This window comes from Thioclava kandeliae, from assembly GCF_040297545.1.
Lineage (GTDB): Bacteria > Pseudomonadota > Alphaproteobacteria > Rhodobacterales > Rhodobacteraceae > Thioclava > Thioclava kandeliae.
The window spans coordinates 16288-39205 of the sequence record NZ_JAYWLC010000002.1; the positions used below are offsets into that span (position 1 = coordinate 16288).

Below are 22918 nucleotides of genomic sequence, written 5' to 3' on the forward strand. Positions count from 1 at the left end.
TGCCAAGTGTTGGCAAAGCCTCATGCGCCCCTGTCTATCAGGGGCATTGCGTGACGGGCTGCAAATGTCTATGTGCGGAAGTATGGCAAAGAACCGCTTCAATTCGGCCGAAGGGCCCTCTCAACGGCAGCTCCGCGTAGGCGAGCTGATCCGTCGTGCATTGTCTGACATCCTGCTGCGCGGCGATGTGCATGATCCCGATCTGTCCGGCGTGTCCGTGACGGTGGGCGAGGTGCGCTGTTCGCCCGACCTGAAGGTCGCCACCGCCTATGTCACCCCTCTGGGCGGCAGGGGCGAGGAGGGGCTGATCAAGGCTCTGGCCCGCAACAAGGGCGAGATCCGCCATATGGTGGGCAAGAGCCTGACCCTGAAATTCACTCCCGATCTGCGGTTCCGCCTGGACGAGACCTATGACCGTATGGATGAAACCCGCCGTCTGTTCTCGGACGAGACGGTGCAGCGTGATGTGGCCCGTCATGATGACGATGATGACGAAGATCTGGACTAATTTCCTGATCCTTGGCCTTCTGGCTCTGGTCTCGCGCCCACTCTGGGCGCAGACCGCTGATGACCCTTGCCATCGGGTCGATTTCGATGGCGCGGCCTTTACCGTATGCGAGGCCGATGCAGGCGATGATCTGCGGCTATGGTGGAACGATCCGTCCGGACAGCTGATCGGCACCCCCGAGCGCCTGGAAGGTCAGCTGGGCTCCGACGAAGTTCTGGGCTTTGCGATGAATGCGGGGATGTATCACTCGGATCGTCGCCCCGTGGGGCTCTATGTCGAGAAGGGACAGCAAGAGCGCCCGATTGTCACCTCCGAAGGGCCGGGGAATTTCGGGCTGCTGCCCAATGGCGTGTTCTGTATTGCACCCGACCGTCTGACGGTGATGGAATCGCGCAGCTTCAACGCCGATCCGCCCACCTGCACCTATGCGACGCAATCCGGCCCGATGCTGGTGATTGACGGAACGCTTCATCCGAAATTCCTGCCCGATAGCGACAGCCTGAACATCCGTAACGGAGTGGGCGTGTCGGCGGATGGCAAACACGCATGGTTCGCGATTTCCGAGACACCGGTGAATTTCCACCTCTTCGCGCGGCTCTTCCGTGACGAGCTGGGTGCACGCAATGCGCTCTATTTCGATGGCAAGATCTCGCGGTTGGTCGATCCGTCCGAGAACCGCGCCGATTTCGGCCTGCCGATGGGGCCGATTGTCGGGCTTGTGCGCCCCAAGCCCGCGCCTGCCGAGTGACCCTGTCGATACTCGCGACGGCAGGTTGACCGGATGACGCCCTTGAGCTAGCAGGGCGCCTTGCAGATCTGGTCAAGCGAAGGACGGGCAATGGCACGCAAAAAAGGTCGGGATGTTTCGGGCTGGCTGATTATCGATAAGCCCGCCGGCATTACCTCGACATCCGTTGTCAACAAAGTGCGTTGGGCGCTTGGCGCCAAGAAGGCTGGCCATGCGGGCACGCTGGATCCGGCAGCAACCGGCGTGCTGGCCGTGGCCTTGGGCGAGGCCACGAAGACCGTTCCCTATATCACCGATGCCGACAAGTGCTACCGTTTCCAGGTGCGCCTGGGGGCTGCCACCAATACTGATGATGCCGAGGGCGAAGTCATCGAGACTTCGGACAAGCGTCCGAGCGATGACGATATCCGCGCAGCACTTCCGCAATTTGTGGGCGATATCATGCAGGTGCCGCCGCAGTTTTCTGCCGTGAAGGTGGATGGCGAGCGCGCCTATGCCCTGGCCCGCAAGGGCGAGGAAATGGAGCTGGCCGCACGCCCCCTCGGGGTCGAGAGCCTGACGCTGGTCTCGCGGGTCGATGTCGATACGGTCGAGCTGGAAATGGTCTGCGGCAAGGGCGGTTATGTGCGCTCGATCGCCCGTGATCTGGGGCAGGTGCTGGGGTGCTTGGGCCATGTCCTGTGGCTGCGCCGCGAATGGTCCGGCCCGTTCGAGGCCTCACAGGGGATCAGCCTCGAGACGCTGGATGAGCTGGCCAAGACGCCCGAGCTGGATGCCCGCGTGCAGCCGCTGGAGATCGGTCTGGCGGATCTGCCCGAGCTGAAATGCACCCCCGAGGGCGCGGTGCGCCTGCGCAATGGCAACCCGGGAATGGTGCTGGCCTCGGCCTGCGAGTATGGCGATGAGGCATGGGTGTCCTATGAGGGGGTGCCGCTGGCTGTAGGCACCTACAAGGCGGGCGAGTTGCATCCGAGCCGCGTCTTCAATCTGTAATCCTTGACGGGCCGGTGGATTTCCTCCGGCCTTTGCCTTGGCGAAAGGACGGCCTCATGGTCACGCGCGAGTTTCTCAAGGGCGATGCGGCTTCCATCGCGGTCTATTCCGATGACGAGCAGTTCCGGTATCTGCTGACCCGTGTATGGGACCCGAAAGGCCCGCGCGCGCTGTTCATCATGCTCAACCCCTCGACCGCGACCGAGGTGCAGAACGACCCGACCGTGGAGCGCTGCGAGCGCCGTGCACGGGTGTTGGGATTCGGGGCGTTCCGCGTGACCAATATCTTCGCCTATCGCGCCACCGACCCCAAGGTGATGCGGGCCCAGCCAGATCCGGTCGGCCCCGAGAACGACCGCGCCATCCTCGAGAGCCTCGATTGGGTGTCCGGCCCCGAGGATCGGGTGATCTGCGCATGGGGCGCACATGGGGCACATCTGGGCCGTGGCGCGGTTGTCGAGGCGCTTTTGCGCGGGGCCGATCGCCCGCTCTACCATCTGGGCCTGACACAGGCCGGCGCGCCCAAACATCCTCTTTATATCAGCTACGCGCAGCAGCCGGTGCTCTGGGGGTGAGTTTACCATAGCACCAGAAAGCCTTCCCATTTCGCGATTGCCCTTAGGGAATCTTGTGATGTTGCTGTAATGTTCTTCCTCGCTGGGGGGCGCGAGGAGAGTGGAATGTTGTTTCTGACGGGATTGGTCGGGCTGCTGGTGGCGGGGGCGGGTGCGGCCTTTGCGGGCGGTTTCCGCACCGATGAGGCCGATGACGAAGAGGATGCACAGGAGATAAGCCCCGATATGGAGGACAGTCCCCTGACGGAAGCGGGGGACCGGATTATCGGTGGTGGTCCTACGGATGAGGTGATCACGGGCGGCGCAGGCGATGACCAGATCAACGGCTACGGGGGCGATGACAGCCTGACGGGGCGCGCGGGCGATGACCAGCTCTGGGGCGCGGAGGGCGATGATACGCTTCTGGGCGGGACGGGCGATGATACGCTGAGCGGCGAATGGGGCGAGGACTTCCTTGTCGGAGCGGAGGGCGATGATCTTCTGCGGGGCGGAAGTGGCGATGACAGCCTGACGGGCGGGGCGGGCGATGATAGCCTGCAGGGCGGCGAGGGCGCAGACACCCTGTCGGGCGGCGCAGGAGATGATGCGGTGCAGGGCGGGGCGGGCGATGACAGACTGTCTGGCGGTCCGGGCTCGGACGAGCTGGATGGCAATGGCGGCGATGACCTCCTATGGGGCACCAGCGATTTGGAAGAGGATCAGGATACGGGCGATTACCTCAACGGGGGCACGGGAGCCGATACGCTGATTGCAGGACATGGCGATTATCTTTCGGGCGGCGAGGATGGCGATGCCTTCGTGCTGGGGGCATGGCAAGGGGATGCGCCTGCCGTGATTGCCGATTTCAATCCTGCCGAGGACCGCATCGTTGTCGTCTATGACACCGTGCTGGTTGCCGACCCGGAACTCGGATTGGAAGAGGATGACACGGGCGCATGGATCACGCTTGACGGGCAGCGGCTGGCGCAGGTGCACTCCGAAGAGGGCGTGACGCTGGAGGATCTGCAACTGGTCGCGCGCGCGGCGTTCGAGGCGCAGATGACGGCCCAGTAACCGGGTCCGGTGATTGGGGCTTTATTTTTGGTGCGATTCGGTGTAACTGCGCCCATCGCTTCCCTGAGGGAGGCGTGTTCTATGGACCCTGCTGGACGACATCCCGGCTTGTGCCCCAACCCTTAACCAAGGAGATTCCGATGTCGATCACCGTCGAAGACAAGAACGCCCTGATCAAAGAATTCGCAACCAAAGAAGGCGACACCGGTTCGCCCGAAGTGCAAGTTGCGATCCTGACCAAGCGCATCTCGAACCTGACCGAGCACTTCAAAACCCACAAGAAGGACAACCACTCGCGTCGTGGCCTTCTGATGCTGGTTGCTCAGCGCCGTAAGCTGCTGGACTATCTGCGTGGCAAGGAAGAAGCACGTTACCAAGCGCTCATCGCGCGTCTGGGTATCCGTCGCTAAGCGCATCCGCGCATCGTCAGAATAGATCGGGACGCCCGCTGATTTCAGCGGGCGTTTTGTTTTTTCGTCCTATGTAGAATCAATATGTGACAATTTGCCGCTTTTTCGGGCATAATTTTAAAAACACAAATCGTCTAAATCGCGGGTATTTCTGTTCGTTTAGGCTGTTTTTTTCTGTCCATTTGGTCGGTTTGACTTATTTCGAGATAAGCACAATGTGATCCGTCTTTTTTCTTCGTTTTCGGGGCGGTCCGTGCCACAGACCGCACAAACAAAACAGAGGGGGAAATGATGAGTATCGGTATCTGGATCAGTCTCATCGCCTATTTCATCTTGATGCTGGGCATCGGTGTTTACGCCTGGCGCAAGTCCACATCGAATTCCGAGGAATACATGCTGGGTGGCCGCAGCCTGCCGCCCTCGGTCGCCGCCCTTTCGGCGGGCGCCTCGGATATGAGCGGCTGGCTGCTGCTGGGCCTGCCGGGCGCGCTTTATGCCTCGGGTCTCGTCAGCGCATGGATCGGGATCGGTCTGTTCATCGGCGCGCTGTTCAACTGGATCATCGTGGCGCCGCGCCTGCGCGAGCAGACCGAGCGCTATTCCAACAGCCTGACCATTCCGGCCTTCCTGGCTAACCGCTTCCCGTCCTATGCCACCGCGTTGCGGATGGTGTCGGCGGTGATCATCGTGGTGTTCTTCGCGGTCTATACCGCCTCGGGCCTTGTGGGGGGCGGCAAGCTCTATGCCAGCGCCTTTGGCGGTGATTATATGGTGGGCGTCTGCCTGACCTTGGGCATCGTGCTGGTCTACACGGTCATCGGCGGCTTCCTCGCCGTGTCGCTGACCGATTTCGTGCAGGGTTTCATCATGATGCTCGCGCTGATCATCATGCCTGCCGTGATCCTGTACATGGGGCAGGGCAATGGCGTGGATCAGGCAACCGCTCGCCTGTCCGACATGCAGGAAGGCTATCTGTCGCTGACCCATGGCCTGACCGCGATCGGCTGGATTTCGGCGATGGCGTGGGGGCTTGGCTATTTCGGCCAGCCGCATATCATCGTGCGCTTCATGGCGGTGCGCTCGGTCGCCGATGTGCCAAAGGCGCGTAATATCGGCATGGGCTGGATGGCGATCTCGCTTCTTGGCGCGATCGGTGTGGGCATCTTCGGCCGCGCCTATGTCGAGCGTAACGGTATCTCCGTGGAAGATCCCGAGACCATTTTCATCCTCTTGGCGAACCTGCTGTTCCACCCGCTGGTGACCGGCTTCCTCTATGCAGCCCTTCTGGCGGCGATCATGTCGACGGTCTCCTCGCAGCTTCTGGTGGCGGCCTCCTCGATCTCGGAAGATTTCTACCGCATCGTGCTGAACCGCAAGGCGTCCGATCGGGCGCTGGTGAATGTGGGCCGTATCGCGATCGTGCTGGTCGGCGTTGTGGCGATCTGGATCGCGGCGGACCCGAATTCCGAGGTGCTGGGGCTTGTGTCCAACGCATGGGCCGGTTTCGGTGCCGCCTTCGGCCCGCTGGTGATCCTCGCGCTGACCTGGCCGCGGATGAACGGCGCAGGCGCGCTGGCAGGTCTGATCGTGGGGGCGGGCACGGTGATCTTCTGGATCTATTCTGGGCTTGCCGCCTCTACCGGCCTCTACGAGATCATCCCGGGTTTCGTCGCGGCCTTCATCGCCATCATCGTGGTGACGCTGATCACCCGCGATTCCGGCGAGTTCCGCGCGAAATAAGCGCCACATCTCCAACACAGAAAGGCCGCAGCCCCCGCTGCGGCCTTTCTTGTTGCGGGCAATGATTCACGGGAAACGCTAACGGGGCCGTTAACCAAAGAGGTGACGCGATGTCGCACAGTTTGCTTTCCCTGAGCCGCATTTTCCTGTATGAGCCGATGCATCTGAGACGTGACGCCCGAGCCCCCGGGGCACATGCACAGGATAGAGGGGCGGCGGCAATGGGGCCGCCATGCAAACGGGAGCCCACGGGATACGCCTGTGAGGTTTCCAGACAGGATACGCTGAATGTTCAACGTTACTAAAAAATCCATCCAGTGGGGCGAAGAGACCCTGACGCTGGAAACCGGCAAGGTGGCACGTCAGGCCGATGGGACCGTGATCGCCACGCTGGGCGAGACCTCGGTCATGGCCAACGTGACCTTCGCCAAAGCACCGAAGCCGGGTCAAGATTTCTTCCCGCTCACGGTTCACTACCAAGAGAAATACTACGCAGCCGGTAAGATCCCGGGTGGCTTCTTCAAACGCGAAGCACGCCCGACGGAAAAAGAGACGCTGACCGCGCGTCTGATCGACCGTCCCTGCCGCCCGCTCTTCGTTCCGGGCTTCAAGCATGAAGTTCTGGTCATGTGCACCGTGCTCAGCCACGATCTGGTCAACGAGCCCGATATCGTCGCGATGATCGCGGCTTCGGCAGCCCTGACCATCTCGGGCGTGCCCTTCATGGGTCCGATCGCGGCTGCCCGCGTTGGCTTCGTGGATGGGGAATATATCCTCAACCCCGAATGCGAGGACATGACCCAACTGCGCAACAACCCCGAGCAGCGCCTCGATCTGGTTGTCGCCGGCACCAAAGACGCCGTTATGATGGTGGAATCCGAAGCCTACGAGCTGTCGGAAGAAGAAATGCTCGGCGCGGTCAAATTTGGCCATGACGCGATGCAGCCAGTTCTGGACATGATCATCGATCTGGCCGAAGCCTGCGCGAAAGAGCCCTTCGATTTCGTTCCGCCGAACTATGACGAGCTGTATGGCAAGGTCAAAGCTGCTGGCGAGACCCAGATGCGCGCCGCTTTCGCGATCAAGGACAAGCAGGAGCGCACCAATGCGATCTCCGCTGCCGTGACCGCGATCAAGGAAGCGCTGTCGGAAGAAGATCTGGCAGATGCCAATCTCGGCTCGGCCATCAAGAAGCTGGAATCGGGCATTCTGCGCGGTGACATCATCAATGGTGGCGCCCGTATCGACGGCCGCGACAACACCACCGTGCGTCCGATCACCTCGGAAGTGGGCATCCTGCCGCGCACCCATGGTTCGGCGCTGTTCACCCGTGGCGAGACCCAAGGTCTTGTTGTGACCACGCTGGGCACCGGCGATGACGAACAGATCATCGACGCGCTCGAAGGCAACTACCGCTCGAACTTCCTGCTGCATTACAACTTCCCCCCCTATTCGGTGGGCGAGGTTGGCCGCGTGGGCTCGCCCGGCCGTCGTGAAATCGGTCACGGCAAGCTGGCATGGCGCGCGCTGCAAGCGGTGCTGCCGGCTGCGACCGACTTCCCCTACACCATCCGCGTTGTCTCCGAGATCACCGAATCGAACGGGTCTTCCTCGATGGCTTCGGTCTGCGGCGGTTCGCTGTCGATGATGGATGCGGGCGTTCCGCTGAAAGCTCCGGTGGCAGGTGTGGCCATGGGTCTGATCCTCGAAGACGACGGTCGCTATGCGGTCCTCACCGACATCCTCGGTGACGAAGACCACCTGGGCGATATGGACTTCAAAGTGGCGGGCACCGAGAACGGCATCACCTCGCTGCAGATGGACATCAAGGTTGCAGGCATCACGCCCGCGATCATGGAGCAGGCTCTGGCACAGGCCAAAGACGGCCGGATGACCATTCTGGGCGAGATGAACAAGGCGCTGTCCACCGGCCGCACCGAGTTCTCCGAGCACGCACCGCGCATCGAGACCATGCAGATCCCGACCGACAAGATCCGTGAAGTGATCGGCTCGGGCGGTAAGGTCATCCGCGAGATCGTGGAAACCTCGGGCGCGAAAGTCGACATCAATGACGACGGCATCATCAAGATCGCCTCGGCCAATGGTGAAGCCATCAAGAAGGCCTATGACATGATCTATTCGATTGTGGCAGAGCCGGAAGAAGGCAAGGTCTACACCGGTAAGGTTGTGAAGCTCGTCGATTTCGGCGCCTTCGTGAACTTCTTCGGCAAGCGTGACGGCCTTGTTCACGTGTCGCAGATTGCCAACAAGCGCCTGAACCACCCGTCGGACATCCTCAAAGAGGGTCAAGAGGTGAAGGTCAAGCTGCTGGGCTTCGACGATCGCGGCAAGGTGCGCCTTGGCATGAAGATGGTCGACCAAGAAACCGGCGAAGAAGTCGCACCGGAGAAGAAAGAAGAAAAAGCAGACTGATCCCAGCGATCTATGCTAAAAACTTTAGTCAGGCGGCCTCCTTGCTGGGGCCGCCTGATTTTTTGAGATGGATGCTGAATGCTGGAAGCCTCAATGCCTGAATTGGACGCTGTTATTTCTTGGGTTGATGGAAATGACCCGAAGCACCTGCGAAAGCGGGCGCAGTTTAGCGAGGATGCTGCAAAAGCACATCCTAAAGGCCTTTTGCCGACACGCTTCCAACAAGTTGGCGAGATCTATTTCTGTATAGCCTCGATCCTGAAATTCTGTCCGGATGTGCGGACGATCTGGCTTGTTACGGATGATCAGACGCCAGAGTTTTTGGGCGATTTTGTCAAAGAGGGCCTCTGTCCACCGGGCAAGATCCGTATCATCGATCACAAGGATATTTTTGCAGGGCATGAGAATTGTCTTCCAACGTTCAATTCGCGCTCCATCGAAGTCATGTTGCACCGCATTTCGGGATTGGCTGAGAAATATATATTTCTCAACGACGATTTCTTCCTGACGCGCGAGGTGACGGTTGAGGATTTCTTCAAGGATGGAAAACCCGTTATCCACGCCGATTACGTCTTGCAGCACCGGAAGAGTTTCAAGGTGCGCTGGCGCCGGTTCTTGCGTAAGATCACATTCCGGAAACAACGTGAGAAGACCAATACGCATATCTGCGCGTCTATCTCGGCGCAGCTGGTCGGCGAAAAGACATATACTGTCAATCCGCGTCACCAACCGCATCCCTTGCGCGTGTCCACGCAGCGAAACTTCTATGAGCGGCATCCCGAGATCCTCCGTGCCCAAATGAAATTCCGCTTCCGCAACCATACCCAGTTCCAAGTTGCAGCTTTGGCTTATCTTCTTGAGTTACGGGCAGATCCGGCGCTTACGATCCACAATGAGCGTGTCCATTACGAGGTAGATTGTGGCTGCGGCGAAGGGGCTGACAAGATCAGGGCCAATATGGAGCCGGCGGTTAAATTCCTCTGTGTCCAGAGCTTAGACTGTGCGGCGGAAGATGATCGGGCAGCGGTGATCGACTGGCTCGTCGAGCGCGTCGGCTCGCACTGTCCCGCGGCTGTTTTGCGGCAGAATGGCAGGGCGCCAGATGATATCCGAACCGCAGCACTGCACCGGGAGAGCGCCTGAACCCGCAGACCATGGCGCGATGCGCACCCATTGCGTCCGGAGGTGGAGTATGGGAAGTCGGAACTGTCCCGTTTTTCGATGAAAGCAGAACAAGATGACGAAAATGGCGACCCTTTGGGTTGGTGAATTAGGTCCTATGGAGCGGGCAAGTCTGGCGTCTTTTGCGCGGTTCGATCAGACCGTGACGGTCTTCAGTTACACTCCTCTGGCCGATATGCCCAAAGGGTTCGAGAACCGCGACGCCAACGAGATCCTGCCGACCGAGACGATTTCCTATTACGCCAAGGAAAACAGCCCCTCGCTGCATTCCAACTTCTTCCGCTATCACATGATGGGACGATCCGAGTTCATGTGGGTGGATCTCGATGTGATCGCGCTGCGTCCTTTCGTCTTTGACAGTGAATGGGTCTACGGGCTTCAGCAGCCGGATTCGGTGAATTGTGCCGTAATGCGGGTGCCTTCCGACAGCGCCGTCACGCGCGAGCTGATGCAATACAAGGCGGGGTTCAGAGGAATCCCTCCGCAGGTGACGGGCCTGCGACGCCTGAAATACCAGATCAGAACACTGGGGCGGGGCCTGCCCATCGAGGAATGGATCTGGGGATCGACCGGTCCGCGTGCCTTTACCGCCGCTCTGCGTAACCATGGCGCATTCGAGCGCGCCTTGCCGATCGACGCATTCTATCCCGTCGCGGTGCGGGATGTGCGCCAGTTCATCGAGCCGGGACGTCTGGATGACAGCAGTTTCGGCCCCGATACCTATGGTGTGCATCTGTCGAAAAGTGTGGTCGAGCGCCATGCCAAACGCGATTTCGAGGGAAAGATCCCGTCCGGTAGCTATCTCGATCTGCAGATCGCGAAAGCTCGGGCGCAGGGCTTCCTATAGGGCCGAAAGGGGGCTGTCATGACCAAACCGGTTCTTATCCTCACCATGAAATGGGGCACGCTTTACGGGCCCGAATATGTGAACCGTCTGGCGGCAGGGGTGCGCAAACACCTTGGCCGGCCGCATCGCTTCATCTGTTTTACCGATGACGCCACGGGGCTGGACGCATCCGTCGAGGCGCTGCCGCTGCCCGAGCTGGGGCTGGCCAAGGGCAAGACCGACACCCGCTGGCGCAAGCTGGCTTTGTTCCGCGAGGATCTGGCGGGGCTGTCGGGGACGGCGCTGTTTCTCGATCTCGATCAGGTGGTTGTCGGTGCGCTGGAGCCGTTTTTCGAGGTGGAGGGCCCGTTCCGTATTATCCGCGATGACGATCTCTTCCGTCACAAGCCCCTGCGCAAGGTGAATAGCGCACGGGATGCTTTCCTGCATTCGGTCGGCAACAGTTCGGTCTTCCGCTACGAGATCGGGGCGCATAGCTATATCCTCGATGCCTATCTGGCCGATCCCGTGGCCGCGACCCGCGATTACGAGATCAGCCAGCAGTTCCAGTCGGCGCAGCTGGCCAAGCACGGGCATCTGGCCTATTGGCCCAAGGGCTGGTGCGTAAGTTTCAAGAATGACTGTGTGCCGCGGGGGCTGAAGAGCTATCTGGCCGATCCCTCGCTCCCCGCAGGTGCGAAGATCGTCTGTTTTGCCGGTAATCCCAAGATGACCGATGCGCTGAACGGGCAGGGGGGGAAATGGTATCGCCGGATCGGTGATGTCTCGTGGCTGAAGCGGGCATGGGAGCAGCCCGATGGCTGAGCCGAACTGGTTCCGCTATCTGAAATGGCGCAGGCGCGTGGCAAAAGCACGGCGCGAGATCGCGTCGCGCACAGGGCAGGGGACACCGCATGGCCTGCCGCACCGGCTTGTCGTGTCGCTTACCAGCTTCCCGCCGCGCTATCCGGCGCTGGTGCTGGTGCTGCGCTCGCTTCTGACCCAGAGCATTACGCCCGATGAGGTGGTGCTCTGGCTGGCCGAGGGCGACGAGACAGCCTTGCCCGACGAGATCCGTGCGCTCGAGGCGAAGGGGCTGACAATCCGCACCTGCGCGGACTGGCGGTCCTATAAAAAGCATATCCCCGCTCTGCTGGCCTATCCGGAGGCGGCCGTCGTTACCTTCGATGACGATGTCTATTATCCGCGCGACTGGCTCGAACGGCTGGTGCGCGCGTCTATCGCCCATCCGGGAGAGGTGATCGCCCATCGGGCGCATCGCTTCACGCTATGCGGCGGGCGGCCCGCACCCTATCTCGACTGGCCTAAAAATATAGGCGAGGCCGGATGCGGGGCGGATATCTTCCTGACCGGTGTGCATGGTGTGCTCTATCCGCCCCGTAGCCTGCATGAGGATGTGACCCGCGAGGATCTGTTTTTGCGGTTGGCGCCGACGGCGGATGATGTCTGGATGTATTGGATGGCGCGGATGCAGGGCACGTTGATCCGCCATGCGGGCGGGCGCACCCGTGTGATCGAATGGCCCGGCACGCAGGAGGTCAGCCTCAAATCGATCAATCGCAGCGATCATTCGCAGGGCAATGACGAGGCGATTGCCGCTATGATGGCCCATTACGGATTGCCCGAGCCGAAATGAAAAAGCCCGCGACAGGCGCGGGCTTTCCGGGGATTACTTCGGCTGTTTGGCGAAGCGCAGATAGGGTAGCTTGATGTCCAGATCGCCGTATTTGGCTTTGGCATCCTCATCCGACACCGACAGAGCCACGATCACGTCCTGACCGGGCACCCAGTTGGCGGGGGTGGCGAAGGGCACGCCATCGGTCGCCTGCACGGCATCGAGCGCGCGCAGGATCTCGGCGAAGTTGCGGCCCACCGACATCGGATAGGTCATGGTCAGGCGGACCTTCTTGTCCGGCCCGATGATATAGACGGTGCGCACGGTCGCCGTGTTGGCGGGGGTGCGGTTGGCCTCGGGCAGGTAGAAATCGGCCGGCAGCATGTCATAGGCTTTCGACACGGTCAGCGAGGTGTCGTCGATGATCGGGAAGCCGGCCTTGGTGCCTGCGAAGCTCTCGATATCATTCTTCCATTTGGTGTGTTCCTCGACCGTATCGACCGAAACACCCAGAACCTTGGTATTGCGCTTGGCCCATTCCTCGGCCAGTTGCGCGACGGCGCCAAATTCGGTCGTGCAGACCGGTGTGAAATCGCGCGGATGCGAGAAGAGAACGACATAGCCGTCGCCGATGAAATCGTGGAATTTGATCTCGCCATCGGTCGAGGGTGCGGTAAAATCGGGGGCGATATCGTTGATGCGCAGTCCCATAAGATCCTCCATCTGAAAATGCTGCCAAAGATATAAGCCTGCCGGAAGGGTTTGCCCAGTGGAGGGCAGGAAAATGCCCCGATTTGTGCGGGTACATTATATTCCGTTTCGGCATACCGGTATGTCATTGTGACGCCTTGCGTCCTCGGGATCTTTGCGACAGGCTGCGCCCCAAACAGGAGTCTGCTTATGATCGAAAAACGTCAGTTTTACATCAATGGCGAATGGGTTGCGCCGCTGGCCCCGCGCGACCACGATGTCATTGACCCGTCCACCGAAGAGGCCTGCGCCGTGATCAGCCTCGGCACGTCCGAGGATGTCGATATCGCGGTGAAGGCCGCCAAGGACGCGCTGCCCGCATGGCGCGCGACCCCGCCTGCCGAGCGCATCGCCTATGTCGAGCGCCTGCTCGAGGTCTATAAATCCCGCCAGCAGGAGATGGCCGAGGCGATCAGCCTCGAGATGGGCGCGCCCATCGATCTGGCCTTCGCCTCGCAGGCCGGTGCCGGGATCAGCCATATCACCAACTGTCTGACGGCCGCCAAATCCTTCGAATGGCTGCATCCGCTGGGCGATGGCACGCCGGGCGCGATGATCGGCTACCAGCCGATCGGTGTCGTGGGGCTGATCACGCCGTGGAACTGGCCGATGAATCAGGTCACGCTGAAGGTGGCCCCCGCGCTTGTGGCCGGCTGCACGATGGTGCTCAAACCCTCCGAAGAGGCGCCGCTCAGTTCGATGCTCTTTGCCGAGTTTATCCACGAGGCCGGTATTCCGGCGGGCGTGTTCAACCTCGTGAATGGCGACGGTATGGGCGTGGGCTCCGCGCTGTCGGGCCATGTCGATATCGAGATGATCTCCTTTACCGGCTCGACCCGCGCAGGCCGTGCGATCTCCAAGAATGCCGCTGAGACGCTCAAGCGCGTGGCGCTTGAGCTGGGTGGCAAGGGCGCGAACCTTGTGTTTGCCGATGCCGATGACAAGGCCGTGGAACGTGGCGTGAAGCACATGTTCAACAATTCGGGCCAAAGCTGCAACGCGCCCTCGCGGATGCTGGTCGAGCGTTCGATCTATCCGCAGGCGCTCGAGATCGCCAAGAAGGTTGCGGACGAGACCAAGGTCGGTAGCCCGCGTGAGCATGGCAAGCATATCGGTCCGGTGATCAACAAGTCGCAATATGACAAGATCCAGGGGCTGATCGAGAAGGGCATTGCCGAGGGCGCGACCCTTCTGGCCGGTGGTCCGGGTCTGCCCGAGGGCGTGAACCGTGGCTATTTCGTCCGCCCGACGATCTTTGCCGATTGCACGCCGGATATGACCATCATGCGCGAGGAAATCTTCGGGCCGGTGCTGTCGATCATGCCCTTCGATACGGAAGAAGAGGCTGTGCAAGTGGCCAATGACACCGAATACGGTCTGACCAACTATGCCCAGACCCAGGATCCTGCGCGTCTGCGCCGGATGGCCACGCAGCTTCAGGCCGGTATGGTCGAGCTGAACGGCCAGTCGCGTGGCGCGGGCTCGCCCTTTGGGGGCGTGAAAGCATCGGGCCGCGCGCGTGAAGGTGGTCGTTGGGGCATTGAAGAGTTCTGCGATGTGATCGCGATCTCGGGTTATGCTGCCGAATAACCGGGCCGGATAAAGACTTAAGTAACAAAGCCGGAGCGTGAGGCTCCGGCTTTTTTCGTCAGGCGGGTTTGACTTGCGCCACGGCCTCGAGCAGCGCATCCGCGATGAACTCGAGATCGGGTTGCGTCAGCCTTGCGGGCAGGCGGATGTCGCAGGCGCGCATCAGCATGGCGCGGGTCTTGGGCAGATCGGGTAGGTCGGTCAGAAACTGCCAGTTCCAGAAGGCGCGCGCATTATCGGTGGACAGTCCGAAGACCGAGACCGACACGCCCTGCGCCTTGGCCTCGGCCTGGAAGGCGCGGGCCTCCTCGTCGCTCCAGTCGCCAGATAACAGAAATTGCAGCGAATCCGGCGCGCGGGTTTCGGGCGGCAGGGCAGGCGGCACCGAGAGCCAGCGGCTCTCGCCCAGACGCTCTGCCACATGGTCATGGTTGCGCAGACCGTCCGCCGCACGGCGGCTGATCTCGCCCAGCTGCGGCAGCAGGATCGCCGCTGAAAGGTTCTGCATCCGGCAGTTATAAAGCGGCAGCCGGTTCTGCCATGCCTCGCAGCGCGCGGTCAGGCCCGGGTGCTTTTTCCAGTTATGCTCGTAGGCGCCCGACATGATGATGGCACGCGCCGCCAGTTCGGGATCATCGGTGATCATCACCCCGCCTTCGCCCGCATTCAGCAGCTTGTAGCTCTGGAAGGAGAAACAGCCGATACGACCGATGGTGCCGATCTTGCGGCCATGCCATGTGGTGCCAAGACTATGGGCGGCATCCTCGATCACCGGCAGGCCACGGGCCTCGGCCTCGTCCATGATCATATCCATGTCGGAGGTATGGCCGCGCATATGGCTGATCAGCACGGCATCGGCCCCCTCCAGCTTAGCGCGGAAATCCAGAGGGTCGATCCGCAGGCTGTCATCGACCTCCACCAGAACCGGCACACAGCCCGCATGGACAATCGCGGAAGGTACGGCGGCAAAGGTGAAGGCCGGCACCAGAACCCGCGCACCTGCCGGCAGGTCCAGCGCCTTCATCGCCAGAAACAGCGCCTGCGAGCAGCTGGAGACGGCGATGGCGTAGCTGACCCCCATATGGGCGGCAAACTCCGCCTCCAGCCGCGCAACGGGCGCGTCCTCGGAGGTATAGCGGAAGAGATCGCCGGTGCTCAGCAGGCGCTCTATTTCGGCGCGGGCCGCCTCGGGGATCGGCTCGGCATCGTAGCAGTTTGGGGCGATCCGTGCATCGCGTGGCATGAGACTCTCCTGACACAATTTGCAGCTTCATTGCCCCGGCAGTATGCTAAGGGCGCGTGAAACTAATGTGTCAACAGATAGGCCTGCTTACAACCCTAAGCGGTCGCGCATCGCATACCACGTCATGGCCGCCGCCAGAAGCGGGCTGCGCAGCAGCGCGCCGCCGGGGAATTTGGGCACATCGAGCGAGGCGAAAAGATCGAACTTCTCGGCCTGACCGCTGATGGCTTCGGCCATGATCCGCCCCGCCAGAACGCCCATCGCTACCCCGTGCCCGGAAAACCCCGAGGCCGAGAGGATATTGTCTCCCGCCGGCCGGATGAAGGCTGGCATGCGGTTCATGGTGATGGCCAGCGTGCCGCCCCAAGCGTAATCGATCCTCACATCCTTGAGCGAGGGATAGATCTCCAGCATCGGTTTGCGCACGGTCTTCACGATATCGGGGAAGCGGTAGCCGTAGCTCTCGCCCCCGCCGAACAGCAGCCGGTTGTCTTCCGACAGTCGCCAGTAATTGACCACGAATTTGGTGTCGGCCACGGCCACGTTCTCGCGCAGCACCTCGGCGGTACGGGTGCCCAGCGGCTCGGTCGCGACGATGAAATTGTTGATCGGCATGACGCGGGCCGCGACCTTGGGCTTGAGATCGCCCAGATAGCCGTTGCAGGCCAGCACCAGATAGCTTGCCTTCAGCACGCCATTATCGGTGGTGATGGTGACCTCGGGGCCGGTCTCGACCTTCTGCACATGGCTTTTCTCGTAAAGCACCGCCCCCGCCTTCTCGGCGGCCAGCGCCAGCCCCTGCGCGAAGTTCAGGGGATGTAGATGCCCCGCGCCACGGTCGATATCGCCGCCCTTGTAGCGGTCTGAGGGAAGGATCTCGTGCAGCTCTTCCCTGGAAAGCGGCTCGACCAGATTATAGCCGTAGTCGCGGGCCAGTTTCTCGGCCATGTGATGCGAGTGCCGGACCTCGTGCTTGTTCAGGCAGGCATGCACGATCCCCTCATGGAAGGTGACCGGAATGTCATGCGAGGCGATCAGGCATTTGATCAGCCCCTTGGCCTCCTGCCCGAACTCCCAGAGCCTGTGGGCCATCTCGCGCCCGTAGCGCAATTCCAGCTCGTCCTGCTCGAGCCGCTGGCCGGAGCCGACCTGCCCGCCATTGCGCCCTGAGGCGCCAAAGCCTATCCGATGTGCCTCGAGAAGCCTGACCGAATAGCCGCGCTGCGCCAGATGCAGCGCGGTCGAAAGCCCCGTGAACCCGCCCCCGATGATCGCCACATCCGCGCGCGCCTCGCCCGTAAGGCTGGGGCGGCGTTTGTCGGAATAGGCGGTGGCGGCATAGTAGCTAGGCGCATGCTCGCCGGTGGTATCATTGGCAAAGAGCAGGTTCATCGGGTCTCCGTCTTACACGTTCAGCAGCAGGTGCTCGCGCTCCCACGGGCTGATGACCTGTAGGAACTCTTTGTATTCGTTTCGCTTGACCGCTTCATAGACCACGCAGAACTGTTCGCCCAGCACATCGCGGATCGGATCGTGACCGGCCAGAAGATCCAGTGCATCGCCCAGGTTGGCGGGCAGCTCGTCCGTGCCGGAATAGGCGTCGCCCAGATATTCGGGGCGCGGCATCTGCTTTTCCTTCATGCCCAGATAGGCGCAGGCAAGCGTTGCCGCAAGCCCCAGATAGGGGTTGCAATCCATTCCCGCCAGCCGGTTTTCGATCCGCCGCGCCGCGGGGCTCGAGATCGGCACGCGCAGGCCCGTGGTGCGGTTGTCGCGGCCCCATTCGAGGTTGATGGGGGCGGCAAAATCCGGAATGTAGCGGCGGTAGCTGTTCACATAGGGCGCAAGCAGCCCGATCACCGCAGGCAGGTGGCGCTGGAGCCCGCCGATACAATGCAGGAAGGTCTCGGTTTCGGCGCCATTGGCATCCGAGAAAATATTGTCGCCGTTCTCGTCGATCACCGACTGGTGGATATGCATCGCCGATCCCGGCTCGCCCTCGATGGGCTTGGCCATGAAGGTGGCGAAACAGTCATGGCGCAGCGCGGCCTCGCGGATCATCCGTTTGAAGAAGAAGATCTGGTCGGCCAGCTGGATCGGGTCGCCATGGGCGAGGTTGATCTCGATCTGGCCCGCGCCGCCTTCCTGCAGGATACCGTCGATCTCGAAGCCCTGCATCTCGGCGAAATCGTAGATATCGTCGATCACCTTGCCGTATTCATCCACAGCCGACATCGAATAGGCCTGTTTGGCGGCCGCGCGCCGCCCCGTGCGGCCCATCGGCGGGATGATCGGCTGGTTGGGGTCGGTATTGCGGGCCACGAGGAAGAATTCCATCTCGGGCGCGACGATCGGCGTCCAGCCCTCGGCCTTATAGAGGTCCACCACGCGTTTGAGCACGTTGCGCGGTGCGATCGGCACCAGATTACCCGCCTGATCCTTCACGTCATGGATGACCTGCATCGTCCAGTCCGCAGTCCAGGGGGCGGCGGTGGCGGTCGAGAAATCGGGTTCGAGGATCATATCCGGCTCGGTGAAGGCCCCCGCGGGGTTATCGGTCCATTCGCCGGTGATGGTCTGCAGGAAGATCGAGTTCGGCAGGTAGAAATGCGATTGATGCGCGAATTTCGACGCGGGCATGGCTTTGCCGCGCGCCACGCCTGCGATATCGGGCACGATACATTCGACCTCGTCGAGCCGCCGGTCGACGAGGTAATCCTGCGCCGCCTGCGGGCATTTCTTGATCCAGTCGCTCATGCGGTTTTCCTTTCAGCGGCAAGGAACATCCGCGCGATACGCTCGCCGATCACGTTTGATGTCTTGCGTTCAGTCAGTTTTGTCTCGGCGGCATCGATCAGCGCATTCGGGATCGGGCCGTCTCGGCGGGTGGCCAGCATGTCGCCGATCAGGGCGTCGTCGAATTCGGGATGTGGCTGGATGGTGAAGATGTGATTGCCTTTCACCATCGCGCCATAGCGGCAGAAATCATTGCCGCCCACACAGTCGAAGCCCTCGGGCATCTGCGTGACCTGATCCTGATGCCAGGCGTTCAGCACCATGGGCTGGCCGTCGATAGTGTAGTTCTGCGCGCCCACGGCCCAACCGCCCTTGAATTTCTCGACATGGCCGCCGAGCGCCTGTGCGATAATCTGGTGGCCGAAGCAGATGCCGGCCATCGGCACCTCCGCCTTGGCCACTGCGCGGATAAAGGCCTCGAGCGGCGGGATGAAGGCGTGGTCTTCATAGGCGCCATGTTTGGACCCGCTCAGGATCCAGCCTTCGCATTCATCGGGCGTGGCAGGTATTTCGCCTTTTTCGTCAACGTCATAGATGCGGTAGGTGAAGCCGTGTCCGGAGAGAAGTCGCTGGAACATGTCCGAATACTGGCCATGTTTTTCGCGGAGCGGCTCGGCCATGGGGCCAAGCTTGAGGATGCCGATCAGCATATAGAAACCATTCTTTGAGGCGAGATCGCCGATGACAGGAGCCTAGTGCTGCATGCCCCGCGCGACAAGGGGGTCCGGGCGGGGGAGACCGGAGGCACGAGAAGACCCTTTCTATTACCGTCAGGCGCGTTACTTTCCGCCCATGCTGAGAATCACCGACACCATCTCGATCGCCGATTGGGAGATCACCGAAAGCTTCACCCGCTCGCAGGGGCCGGGGGGGCAGAATGTGAACAAGGTCTCGACCGCGGTCGAGTTGCGGTTCGAGGCCGAGCGCTCCCCGCATCTGCCCGCGCCGGTGAAGACGCGGCTGCGTCAGCTTGCCGGACGACGCTGGACGCAGGACGGCGCGCTGCTGATCCGCTGCGAGGAAACCCGCTCGCAGGCGCGCAACCGCGAACTGGCACGCGAGCGGTTGGCCGAGCTGATCGTGGCGGCGACCCATCGCCCCAAACGCCGGATCGCCACCAAGCCCACCAAGGGCAGCCAGCGGCGCCGGCTGAAGGCCAAGACGATCAGGGGCGAGGTGAAATCATTACGTGGAAAGGTGGATGGCGATGACTGAGGCAGTTGTTCTCGAGCGGCGGGACGGCCCTTGGGGCTGGGACGCGGCTGGCGCGCGCTATCTTTGTGCCGATGGCGGCGAGGCGGGCGCGCCCGATCCCGAGATGATGGCGTTCCTTCAGTCGCGGCTTGCGGCACTTTCCGCGCCACAGGTGGCCGTCCATGACGACCGGATCGTGCTGGTCTTCGACACCTCCGACACCGCGGGGCGCGCGCGTGACGCGCTTGCGGGGCATCTGATCCTGCTGGCGGAGTGTGAGGAGAACCGGTTGCCGGTCCGTCCGGGTGCGGGGTTCTCGCGGCAGAATGCGGCGCTTCTGGTCGAGATGCTGTCGGAGGTGATGTTGGATCTCTCGCCCTCCGCCCCCATGTGGTAGGGGACCGCTCTGTGCCCCCGACAAAGGATCAAGGATGATACGCCGACTGCTGGATGTGATGCAGAGCCTGCTGGGCCGCCGTCCACCTGCGCTGCAGGTGGCCGCGCTATGCACCCGCAAGACGGGCGAGGCTACGGAGGTGCTCTTGATCACCTCGCGCGGCACGGGGCGCTGGGTCACGCCCAAGGGCTGGCCGATGCGCGGGCGCTCGCTCTCGGGGGCGGCGGCGCAGGAAGCCTGGGAGGAGGCGGGGGCGACGGGCCGGATCTCCGAACGGCCCGTCGGGTATTTCAACTATGACAAGGCGCTCGAGAGCGGGCTGGCCATCTCGGTGGATGTGGCGGTCTTTCATATGGGCAAGGCAGAGCTTTCGGAGGACTATCCCGAAAAGGGCCAGCGCCGGCGCCGCTGGTTCAGCCCCGAAGACGCTGCAAAAGCCGTTGCAGAAGAGGGTCTGGCAGACATAATTCTGTCATTGCAGCCCATCAAACGTTGATCTTTAAACGCGTCCCGCTTATGGCCGCCACCGGATGTAACAGTTTTGTGGCGGATTCATGTCGACGGAAGATCAGAACGGCAAGCCGGTGAACCAGTGGAAAACGCTCGACCGCGACCTGAAGCGGATCGGGCGGCTGGAATATGGCGCGCAGCACCTTTCCCGTAGTCTTGTGGCGCCCGGCATCGCGCTGGCCTTCATTGGTCTGGCGGGGCTCATGGCCGCCCTTCTGATGGGGGCAGGTCCGGGGCAGGGCGTTGTGGTCATCGGGGCGGCGATCGGTGCCTATATGGCGCTCAATATCGGCGCCAATGACGTGGCCAACAATATGGGCCCTGCGGTGGGCTCCAAGGCGCTGCCGATGCTGGGTGCATTGGTGATCGCGGCCGTCTGCGAGACCGCGGGTGCTCTGCTGGCGGGGGGCGATGTGGTCAAGACCGTGGCCACCGGCATCGTGGACCCCTTCGCGCTGCAGGACCCCGCAAAATATATCTGGGTGATGATGGCTGCCGCGCTGGCTGCGGCCCTCTGGCTGAACCTTGCCACATGGATCGGTGCGCCGGTATCGACCACCCATTCCATTGTGGGCGGCGTGTTCGGGGCGGGCGCGCTTGCGGCGGGCTTCCATGCGATCGAATGGTCGATGCTGGGCCGGATCGCGGCCAGTTGGGTGATCGCGCCTGTGCTGGGCGGGGCGATTGCGGCGAGTTTCCTTGCGGTGATCCGTCGCCAGATGCTGGATGTGGAGGACCGTATCGGCGCCGCGCGGCGCTGGGTGCCGGTCTGGAACGGGATCATGGGTGGCACGTTCGGCGCCTATATCCTGTTCAAGGGGCTCAAGCATGTATTCCCGATCCCGCTCGGCGCGGCCTGTCTGATCGGCCTGTGCTTCGGTATCCTGTGCTGGCTGGTCAGCGTGCCGCTGATCAAGCGCAAATCGCAGGGGCTGGAAAACCGTAAGAAGTCGGTGAAGACGCTGTTCTCGCTGCCGCTGATCGTGGCTGCCGCCCTTTTGTCCTTTGCCCATGGTGCCAATGACGTTGCCAATGCGGTCGGTCCGCTGGCGGCCATCGTGCATGTGGCCGAGGTGGGCTCGATCACGGATTCCGTGGGCCTGCCGCTCTGGGTGCTCTTGGTGGGCGCGATGGGGATCTCCTTCGGTCTGTTGCTGTTCGGGCCGCGCCTGATCAAGCTGGTGGGCTCCGAGATCACCAAGCTCAACACCGTGCGCGCCTTCTGCGTGGCGCTCTCGGCGGCGATTACGGTGATCGTGGCCAGCTGGCTGGGGCTGCCGGTCAGCTCGACCCATATCGCCGTGGGCGGTATCTTCGGCGTGGGCTTCTACCGCGAATTCCACGCCCAACGCCGCGCGTCCCGTCCGGGCGCCATCCAGAAAGGCAAGCCCGTGCCGCCCGAGGAGCGCAAGCGCCGCCTGCTGGTGCGCCGGTCGCATATCCTTCAGGTGGCGGCAGCATGGGTCATCACCGTGCCCTTCTCGGCCTTCCTCGCGATGGCGATTTACTATCTCCTGACGCTGGTGGCCTGAGCTTCGAGGCTGCGGACAACAAAAAAGACGCAAGCGGGTTGCTTGCGTCTTTTTCATGTGCGGGACCTGTTATTCAGGCGACCTGACAGGGGTCAGGCCAGCATCGCATGCAGCGCCGTCACGCCAAGCGCGGCCTGGGCGGCCTCGCGGCCCTTCTGCACGAAATGCTCCTTGTAGATCCGGTTATGGTGATCGGTTTCCTGATAGTGATGCGGCGTCAGCGACACCGACAGCACCGGAACGCCGGTGTCCAATCCTGCTTTCATAAGGCCATCGACCACGGCCTGCGCCACGAAATCATGGCGATAGATGCCGCCATCGACGACAAAGGCCGAGCAGGCAATCGCCGCATAGCGGCCGGTCGCGGCAAGCTTCTTGGCCACCAGCGGCAGCTCGAAGGCGCCGGGGACGTCAAAGACATCGACCTGATCCGCGGGGATCAGCTCGCAGAAGCCTTTATAGGCCTGATCAACGATATCGGCATGCCACTGGGCTTTGACGAAGGCGTAACGGGTGGGTGTCATCTGGATCTCCTTTCGCAACAACACGTCACCCAAGGCGATCACATGCCATACCGCCCGCAGGCGGGAGTTGGCACATTCTCTTCCATCCGGACTATGACCGTCGGCCCGGGAGTTTCACCCGATCTGCTGACCCCTCATGTGGAGGGCGCTCGCGGGCTTGCAGTCATCCTGCTTACCGCCGGTGGGGAATTCCGCCCCGCCCTGAGAACCGCGCGAAACTGGCGCGTTTTCAGGGCAGGTGCAAGAGGCGGGGATAGGGCAATTTTGCACAGCTCCCA

At 61.9% G+C, this 22918-nt stretch carries 23 protein-coding genes and 1 riboswitch; of the genes, 17 read left to right on the forward strand and 6 right to left on the reverse strand.

All coding sequences use genetic code 11. From position 1 onward, the window contains the following. Positions 1-82: 82 nt before the first annotated feature. The 12 genes from rbfA (at position 83) to VSX56_RS02785 (ending at position 12125) form a co-directional block, all read left to right on the forward strand. Complete coding sequence (gene rbfA / locus VSX56_RS02730; RefSeq protein WP_339113712.1) at positions 83-508, forward strand: 30S ribosome-binding factor RbfA; 426 nt, start codon at positions 83-85, stop codon at positions 506-508. Continuing rightward, positions 486-1256 carry a phosphodiester glycosidase family protein gene (locus tag VSX56_RS02735; protein WP_406871132.1) on the forward strand — a complete coding sequence of 257 codons (771 nt, stop codon included), beginning with the start codon at positions 486-488 and terminating at the stop codon, positions 1254-1256. Before rbfA ends, VSX56_RS02735 begins: the two co-directional genes overlap by 23 nt. 90 nt (positions 1257-1346) lie before the next feature. Next, the gene (gene truB / locus VSX56_RS02740; protein ID WP_350934684.1) at positions 1347-2249 is read left to right on the forward strand and encodes a tRNA pseudouridine(55) synthase TruB; all 903 of its coding nucleotides are present in this window, start codon (positions 1347-1349) and stop codon (positions 2247-2249) included. A 56-nt stretch (positions 2250-2305) separates the two neighbouring features. Further along, positions 2306-2824 (forward strand): DUF1643 domain-containing protein, encoded by a 519-nt coding sequence (locus VSX56_RS02745; protein ID WP_339113709.1) that lies wholly within the window; start codon positions 2306-2308, stop codon positions 2822-2824. Between the two features lie 105 nt (positions 2825-2929). After that, positions 2930-3877 (forward strand): calcium-binding protein, encoded by a 948-nt coding sequence (locus VSX56_RS02750; protein ID WP_350934687.1) that lies wholly within the window; start codon positions 2930-2932, stop codon positions 3875-3877. 140 nt (positions 3878-4017) lie between these two features. Continuing rightward, complete coding sequence (gene rpsO / locus VSX56_RS02755) at positions 4018-4287, forward strand: 30S ribosomal protein S15 (protein WP_339113707.1); 270 nt, start codon at positions 4018-4020, stop codon at positions 4285-4287. Positions 4288-4575: 288 nt separating this feature from the next. Then, positions 4576-6027, forward strand: a complete 1452-nt coding sequence (gene putP / locus VSX56_RS02760) for a sodium/proline symporter PutP (RefSeq protein ID WP_339113706.1) — start codon at positions 4576-4578, stop codon at positions 6025-6027. 288 nt (positions 6028-6315) lie between these two features. Then, positions 6316-8460, forward strand: coding sequence for a polyribonucleotide nucleotidyltransferase (pnp, locus tag VSX56_RS02765; RefSeq protein WP_339113705.1), 2145 nt, complete (start codon positions 6316-6318; stop codon positions 8458-8460). 78 nt (positions 8461-8538) lie between these two features. Further along, entirely contained in the window at positions 8539-9603 is a 1065-nt protein-coding gene (locus tag VSX56_RS02770; protein WP_350934690.1) for a stealth family protein, read from the forward strand. Positions 9604-9706: 103 nt separating this feature from the next. Beyond that, complete coding sequence (locus tag VSX56_RS02775; RefSeq protein ID WP_339113703.1) at positions 9707-10489, forward strand: hypothetical protein; 783 nt, start codon at positions 9707-9709, stop codon at positions 10487-10489. An 18-nt stretch (positions 10490-10507) separates the two neighbouring features. Then, positions 10508-11293: a hypothetical protein gene (locus tag VSX56_RS02780; RefSeq protein ID WP_350934692.1), complete on the forward strand. Its 786-nt coding sequence runs from the start codon at positions 10508-10510 to the stop codon at positions 11291-11293. Continuing rightward, positions 11286-12125, forward strand: coding sequence for a glycosyltransferase family A protein (locus VSX56_RS02785; RefSeq protein WP_350934695.1), 840 nt, complete (start codon positions 11286-11288; stop codon positions 12123-12125). The genes VSX56_RS02780 and VSX56_RS02785 overlap by 8 nt, the downstream gene beginning before the upstream one ends. 33 nt (positions 12126-12158) lie before the next feature. On the opposite strand, the gene VSX56_RS02790 is transcribed toward VSX56_RS02785, so the two are convergent. Further along, positions 12159-12815: a peroxiredoxin gene (locus VSX56_RS02790; RefSeq protein ID WP_339113700.1), complete on the reverse strand. Its 657-nt coding sequence runs from the start codon at positions 12813-12815 to the stop codon at positions 12159-12161. A gap of 189 nt (positions 12816-13004) precedes the next feature. Between VSX56_RS02790 and VSX56_RS02795 the strand changes: the two genes are divergently transcribed. Further along, complete coding sequence (locus VSX56_RS02795; RefSeq protein WP_339113699.1) at positions 13005-14444, forward strand: aldehyde dehydrogenase family protein; 1440 nt, start codon at positions 13005-13007, stop codon at positions 14442-14444. A 58-nt stretch (positions 14445-14502) separates the two neighbouring features. Here VSX56_RS02795 and VSX56_RS02800 read toward each other — a convergent pair whose 3' ends face one another. From VSX56_RS02800 to VSX56_RS02815, 4 genes are all read right to left on the reverse strand, one after another. Continuing rightward, complete coding sequence (locus tag VSX56_RS02800) at positions 14503-15687, reverse strand: DegT/DnrJ/EryC1/StrS family aminotransferase (RefSeq protein ID WP_350934698.1); 1185 nt, start codon at positions 15685-15687, stop codon at positions 14503-14505. Between the two features lie 87 nt (positions 15688-15774). Beyond that, on the reverse strand, positions 15775-17079 hold the full coding sequence (locus tag VSX56_RS02805) for an NAD(P)/FAD-dependent oxidoreductase (protein WP_350934700.1): 1305 nt from the start codon (positions 17077-17079) through the stop codon (positions 15775-15777). Between the two features lie 12 nt (positions 17080-17091). Further along, positions 17092-18444, reverse strand: coding sequence for a glutamine synthetase family protein (locus VSX56_RS02810; RefSeq protein ID WP_339113696.1), 1353 nt, complete (start codon positions 18442-18444; stop codon positions 17092-17094). Further along, positions 18441-19133, reverse strand: coding sequence for a type 1 glutamine amidotransferase (locus VSX56_RS02815; RefSeq protein WP_350934702.1), 693 nt, complete (start codon positions 19131-19133; stop codon positions 18441-18443). Before VSX56_RS02815 ends, VSX56_RS02810 begins: the two co-directional genes overlap by 4 nt. Positions 19134-19275: 142 nt before the next feature. Here VSX56_RS02815 and arfB point away from each other — a divergent pair, with 142 nt between their 5' ends. Genes arfB through VSX56_RS02835 form a run of 4 tightly spaced genes read left to right on the forward strand, consistent with a single transcriptional unit; the run spans position 19276 to position 22116 of the window. Continuing rightward, the gene (arfB, locus tag VSX56_RS02820; RefSeq protein ID WP_339113694.1) at positions 19276-19698 is read left to right on the forward strand and encodes an alternative ribosome rescue aminoacyl-tRNA hydrolase ArfB; all 423 of its coding nucleotides are present in this window, start codon (positions 19276-19278) and stop codon (positions 19696-19698) included. Next, positions 19691-20074, forward strand: coding sequence for a hypothetical protein (locus tag VSX56_RS02825; RefSeq protein ID WP_350934705.1), 384 nt, complete (start codon positions 19691-19693; stop codon positions 20072-20074). Before arfB ends, VSX56_RS02825 begins: the two co-directional genes overlap by 8 nt. 34 nt (positions 20075-20108) lie before the next feature. Then, positions 20109-20570 (forward strand): NUDIX hydrolase, encoded by a 462-nt coding sequence (locus VSX56_RS02830; RefSeq protein ID WP_339113692.1) that lies wholly within the window; start codon positions 20109-20111, stop codon positions 20568-20570. Between the two features lie 58 nt (positions 20571-20628). Further along, positions 20629-22116 (forward strand): inorganic phosphate transporter, encoded by a 1488-nt coding sequence (locus VSX56_RS02835; protein ID WP_350934708.1) that lies wholly within the window; start codon positions 20629-20631, stop codon positions 22114-22116. A 92-nt stretch (positions 22117-22208) separates the two neighbouring features. Here VSX56_RS02835 and VSX56_RS02840 read toward each other — a convergent pair whose 3' ends face one another. Next, positions 22209-22640, reverse strand: coding sequence for a 6,7-dimethyl-8-ribityllumazine synthase (locus VSX56_RS02840; protein WP_350934710.1), 432 nt, complete (start codon positions 22638-22640; stop codon positions 22209-22211). A gap of 70 nt (positions 22641-22710) precedes the next feature. Then, a riboswitch (FMN riboswitch) is annotated at positions 22711-22853 on the reverse strand. Positions 22854-22918: the final 65 nt, after the last annotated feature.

Bases quoted from the DNA above. Each gene is read 5' to 3' on its own strand.
- rbfA (WP_339113712.1), top strand. From the start codon at position 83: ATGGCAAAGAACCGCTTCAATTCGGCCGAAGGGCCCTCTCAACGGCAG.
- VSX56_RS02735 (WP_406871132.1), top strand. From the start codon at position 486: ATGATGACGAAGATCTGGACTAATTTCCTGATCCTTGGCCTTCTGGCT.
- truB (WP_350934684.1), top strand. From the start codon at position 1,347: ATGGCACGCAAAAAAGGTCGGGATGTTTCGGGCTGGCTGATTATCGAT.
- VSX56_RS02745 (WP_339113709.1), top strand. From the start codon at position 2,306: ATGGTCACGCGCGAGTTTCTCAAGGGCGATGCGGCTTCCATCGCGGTC.
- VSX56_RS02750 (WP_350934687.1), top strand. From the start codon at position 2,930: ATGTTGTTTCTGACGGGATTGGTCGGGCTGCTGGTGGCGGGGGCGGGT.
- rpsO (WP_339113707.1), top strand. From the start codon at position 4,018: ATGTCGATCACCGTCGAAGACAAGAACGCCCTGATCAAAGAATTCGCA.
- putP (WP_339113706.1), top strand. From the start codon at position 4,576: ATGATGAGTATCGGTATCTGGATCAGTCTCATCGCCTATTTCATCTTG.
- pnp (WP_339113705.1), top strand. From the start codon at position 6,316: ATGTTCAACGTTACTAAAAAATCCATCCAGTGGGGCGAAGAGACCCTG.
- VSX56_RS02770 (WP_350934690.1), top strand. From the start codon at position 8,539: ATGCTGGAAGCCTCAATGCCTGAATTGGACGCTGTTATTTCTTGGGTT.
- VSX56_RS02775 (WP_339113703.1), top strand. From the start codon at position 9,707: ATGGCGACCCTTTGGGTTGGTGAATTAGGTCCTATGGAGCGGGCAAGT.
- VSX56_RS02780 (WP_350934692.1), top strand. From the start codon at position 10,508: ATGACCAAACCGGTTCTTATCCTCACCATGAAATGGGGCACGCTTTAC.
- VSX56_RS02785 (WP_350934695.1), top strand. From the start codon at position 11,286: ATGGCTGAGCCGAACTGGTTCCGCTATCTGAAATGGCGCAGGCGCGTG.
- VSX56_RS02790 (WP_339113700.1), bottom strand. From the start codon at position 12,815: ATGGGACTGCGCATCAACGATATCGCCCCCGATTTTACCGCACCCTCG.
- VSX56_RS02795 (WP_339113699.1), top strand. From the start codon at position 13,005: ATGATCGAAAAACGTCAGTTTTACATCAATGGCGAATGGGTTGCGCCG.
- VSX56_RS02800 (WP_350934698.1), bottom strand. From the start codon at position 15,687: ATGCCACGCGATGCACGGATCGCCCCAAACTGCTACGATGCCGAGCCG.
- VSX56_RS02805 (WP_350934700.1), bottom strand. From the start codon at position 17,079: ATGAACCTGCTCTTTGCCAATGATACCACCGGCGAGCATGCGCCTAGC.
- VSX56_RS02810 (WP_339113696.1), bottom strand. From the start codon at position 18,444: ATGAGCGACTGGATCAAGAAATGCCCGCAGGCGGCGCAGGATTACCTC.
- VSX56_RS02815 (WP_350934702.1), bottom strand. From the start codon at position 19,133: ATGCTGATCGGCATCCTCAAGCTTGGCCCCATGGCCGAGCCGCTCCGC.
- arfB (WP_339113694.1), top strand. From the start codon at position 19,276: ATGCTGAGAATCACCGACACCATCTCGATCGCCGATTGGGAGATCACC.
- VSX56_RS02825 (WP_350934705.1), top strand. From the start codon at position 19,691: ATGACTGAGGCAGTTGTTCTCGAGCGGCGGGACGGCCCTTGGGGCTGG.
- VSX56_RS02830 (WP_339113692.1), top strand. From the start codon at position 20,109: ATGATACGCCGACTGCTGGATGTGATGCAGAGCCTGCTGGGCCGCCGT.
- VSX56_RS02835 (WP_350934708.1), top strand. From the start codon at position 20,629: ATGTCGACGGAAGATCAGAACGGCAAGCCGGTGAACCAGTGGAAAACG.
- VSX56_RS02840 (WP_350934710.1), bottom strand. From the start codon at position 22,640: ATGACACCCACCCGTTACGCCTTCGTCAAAGCCCAGTGGCATGCCGAT.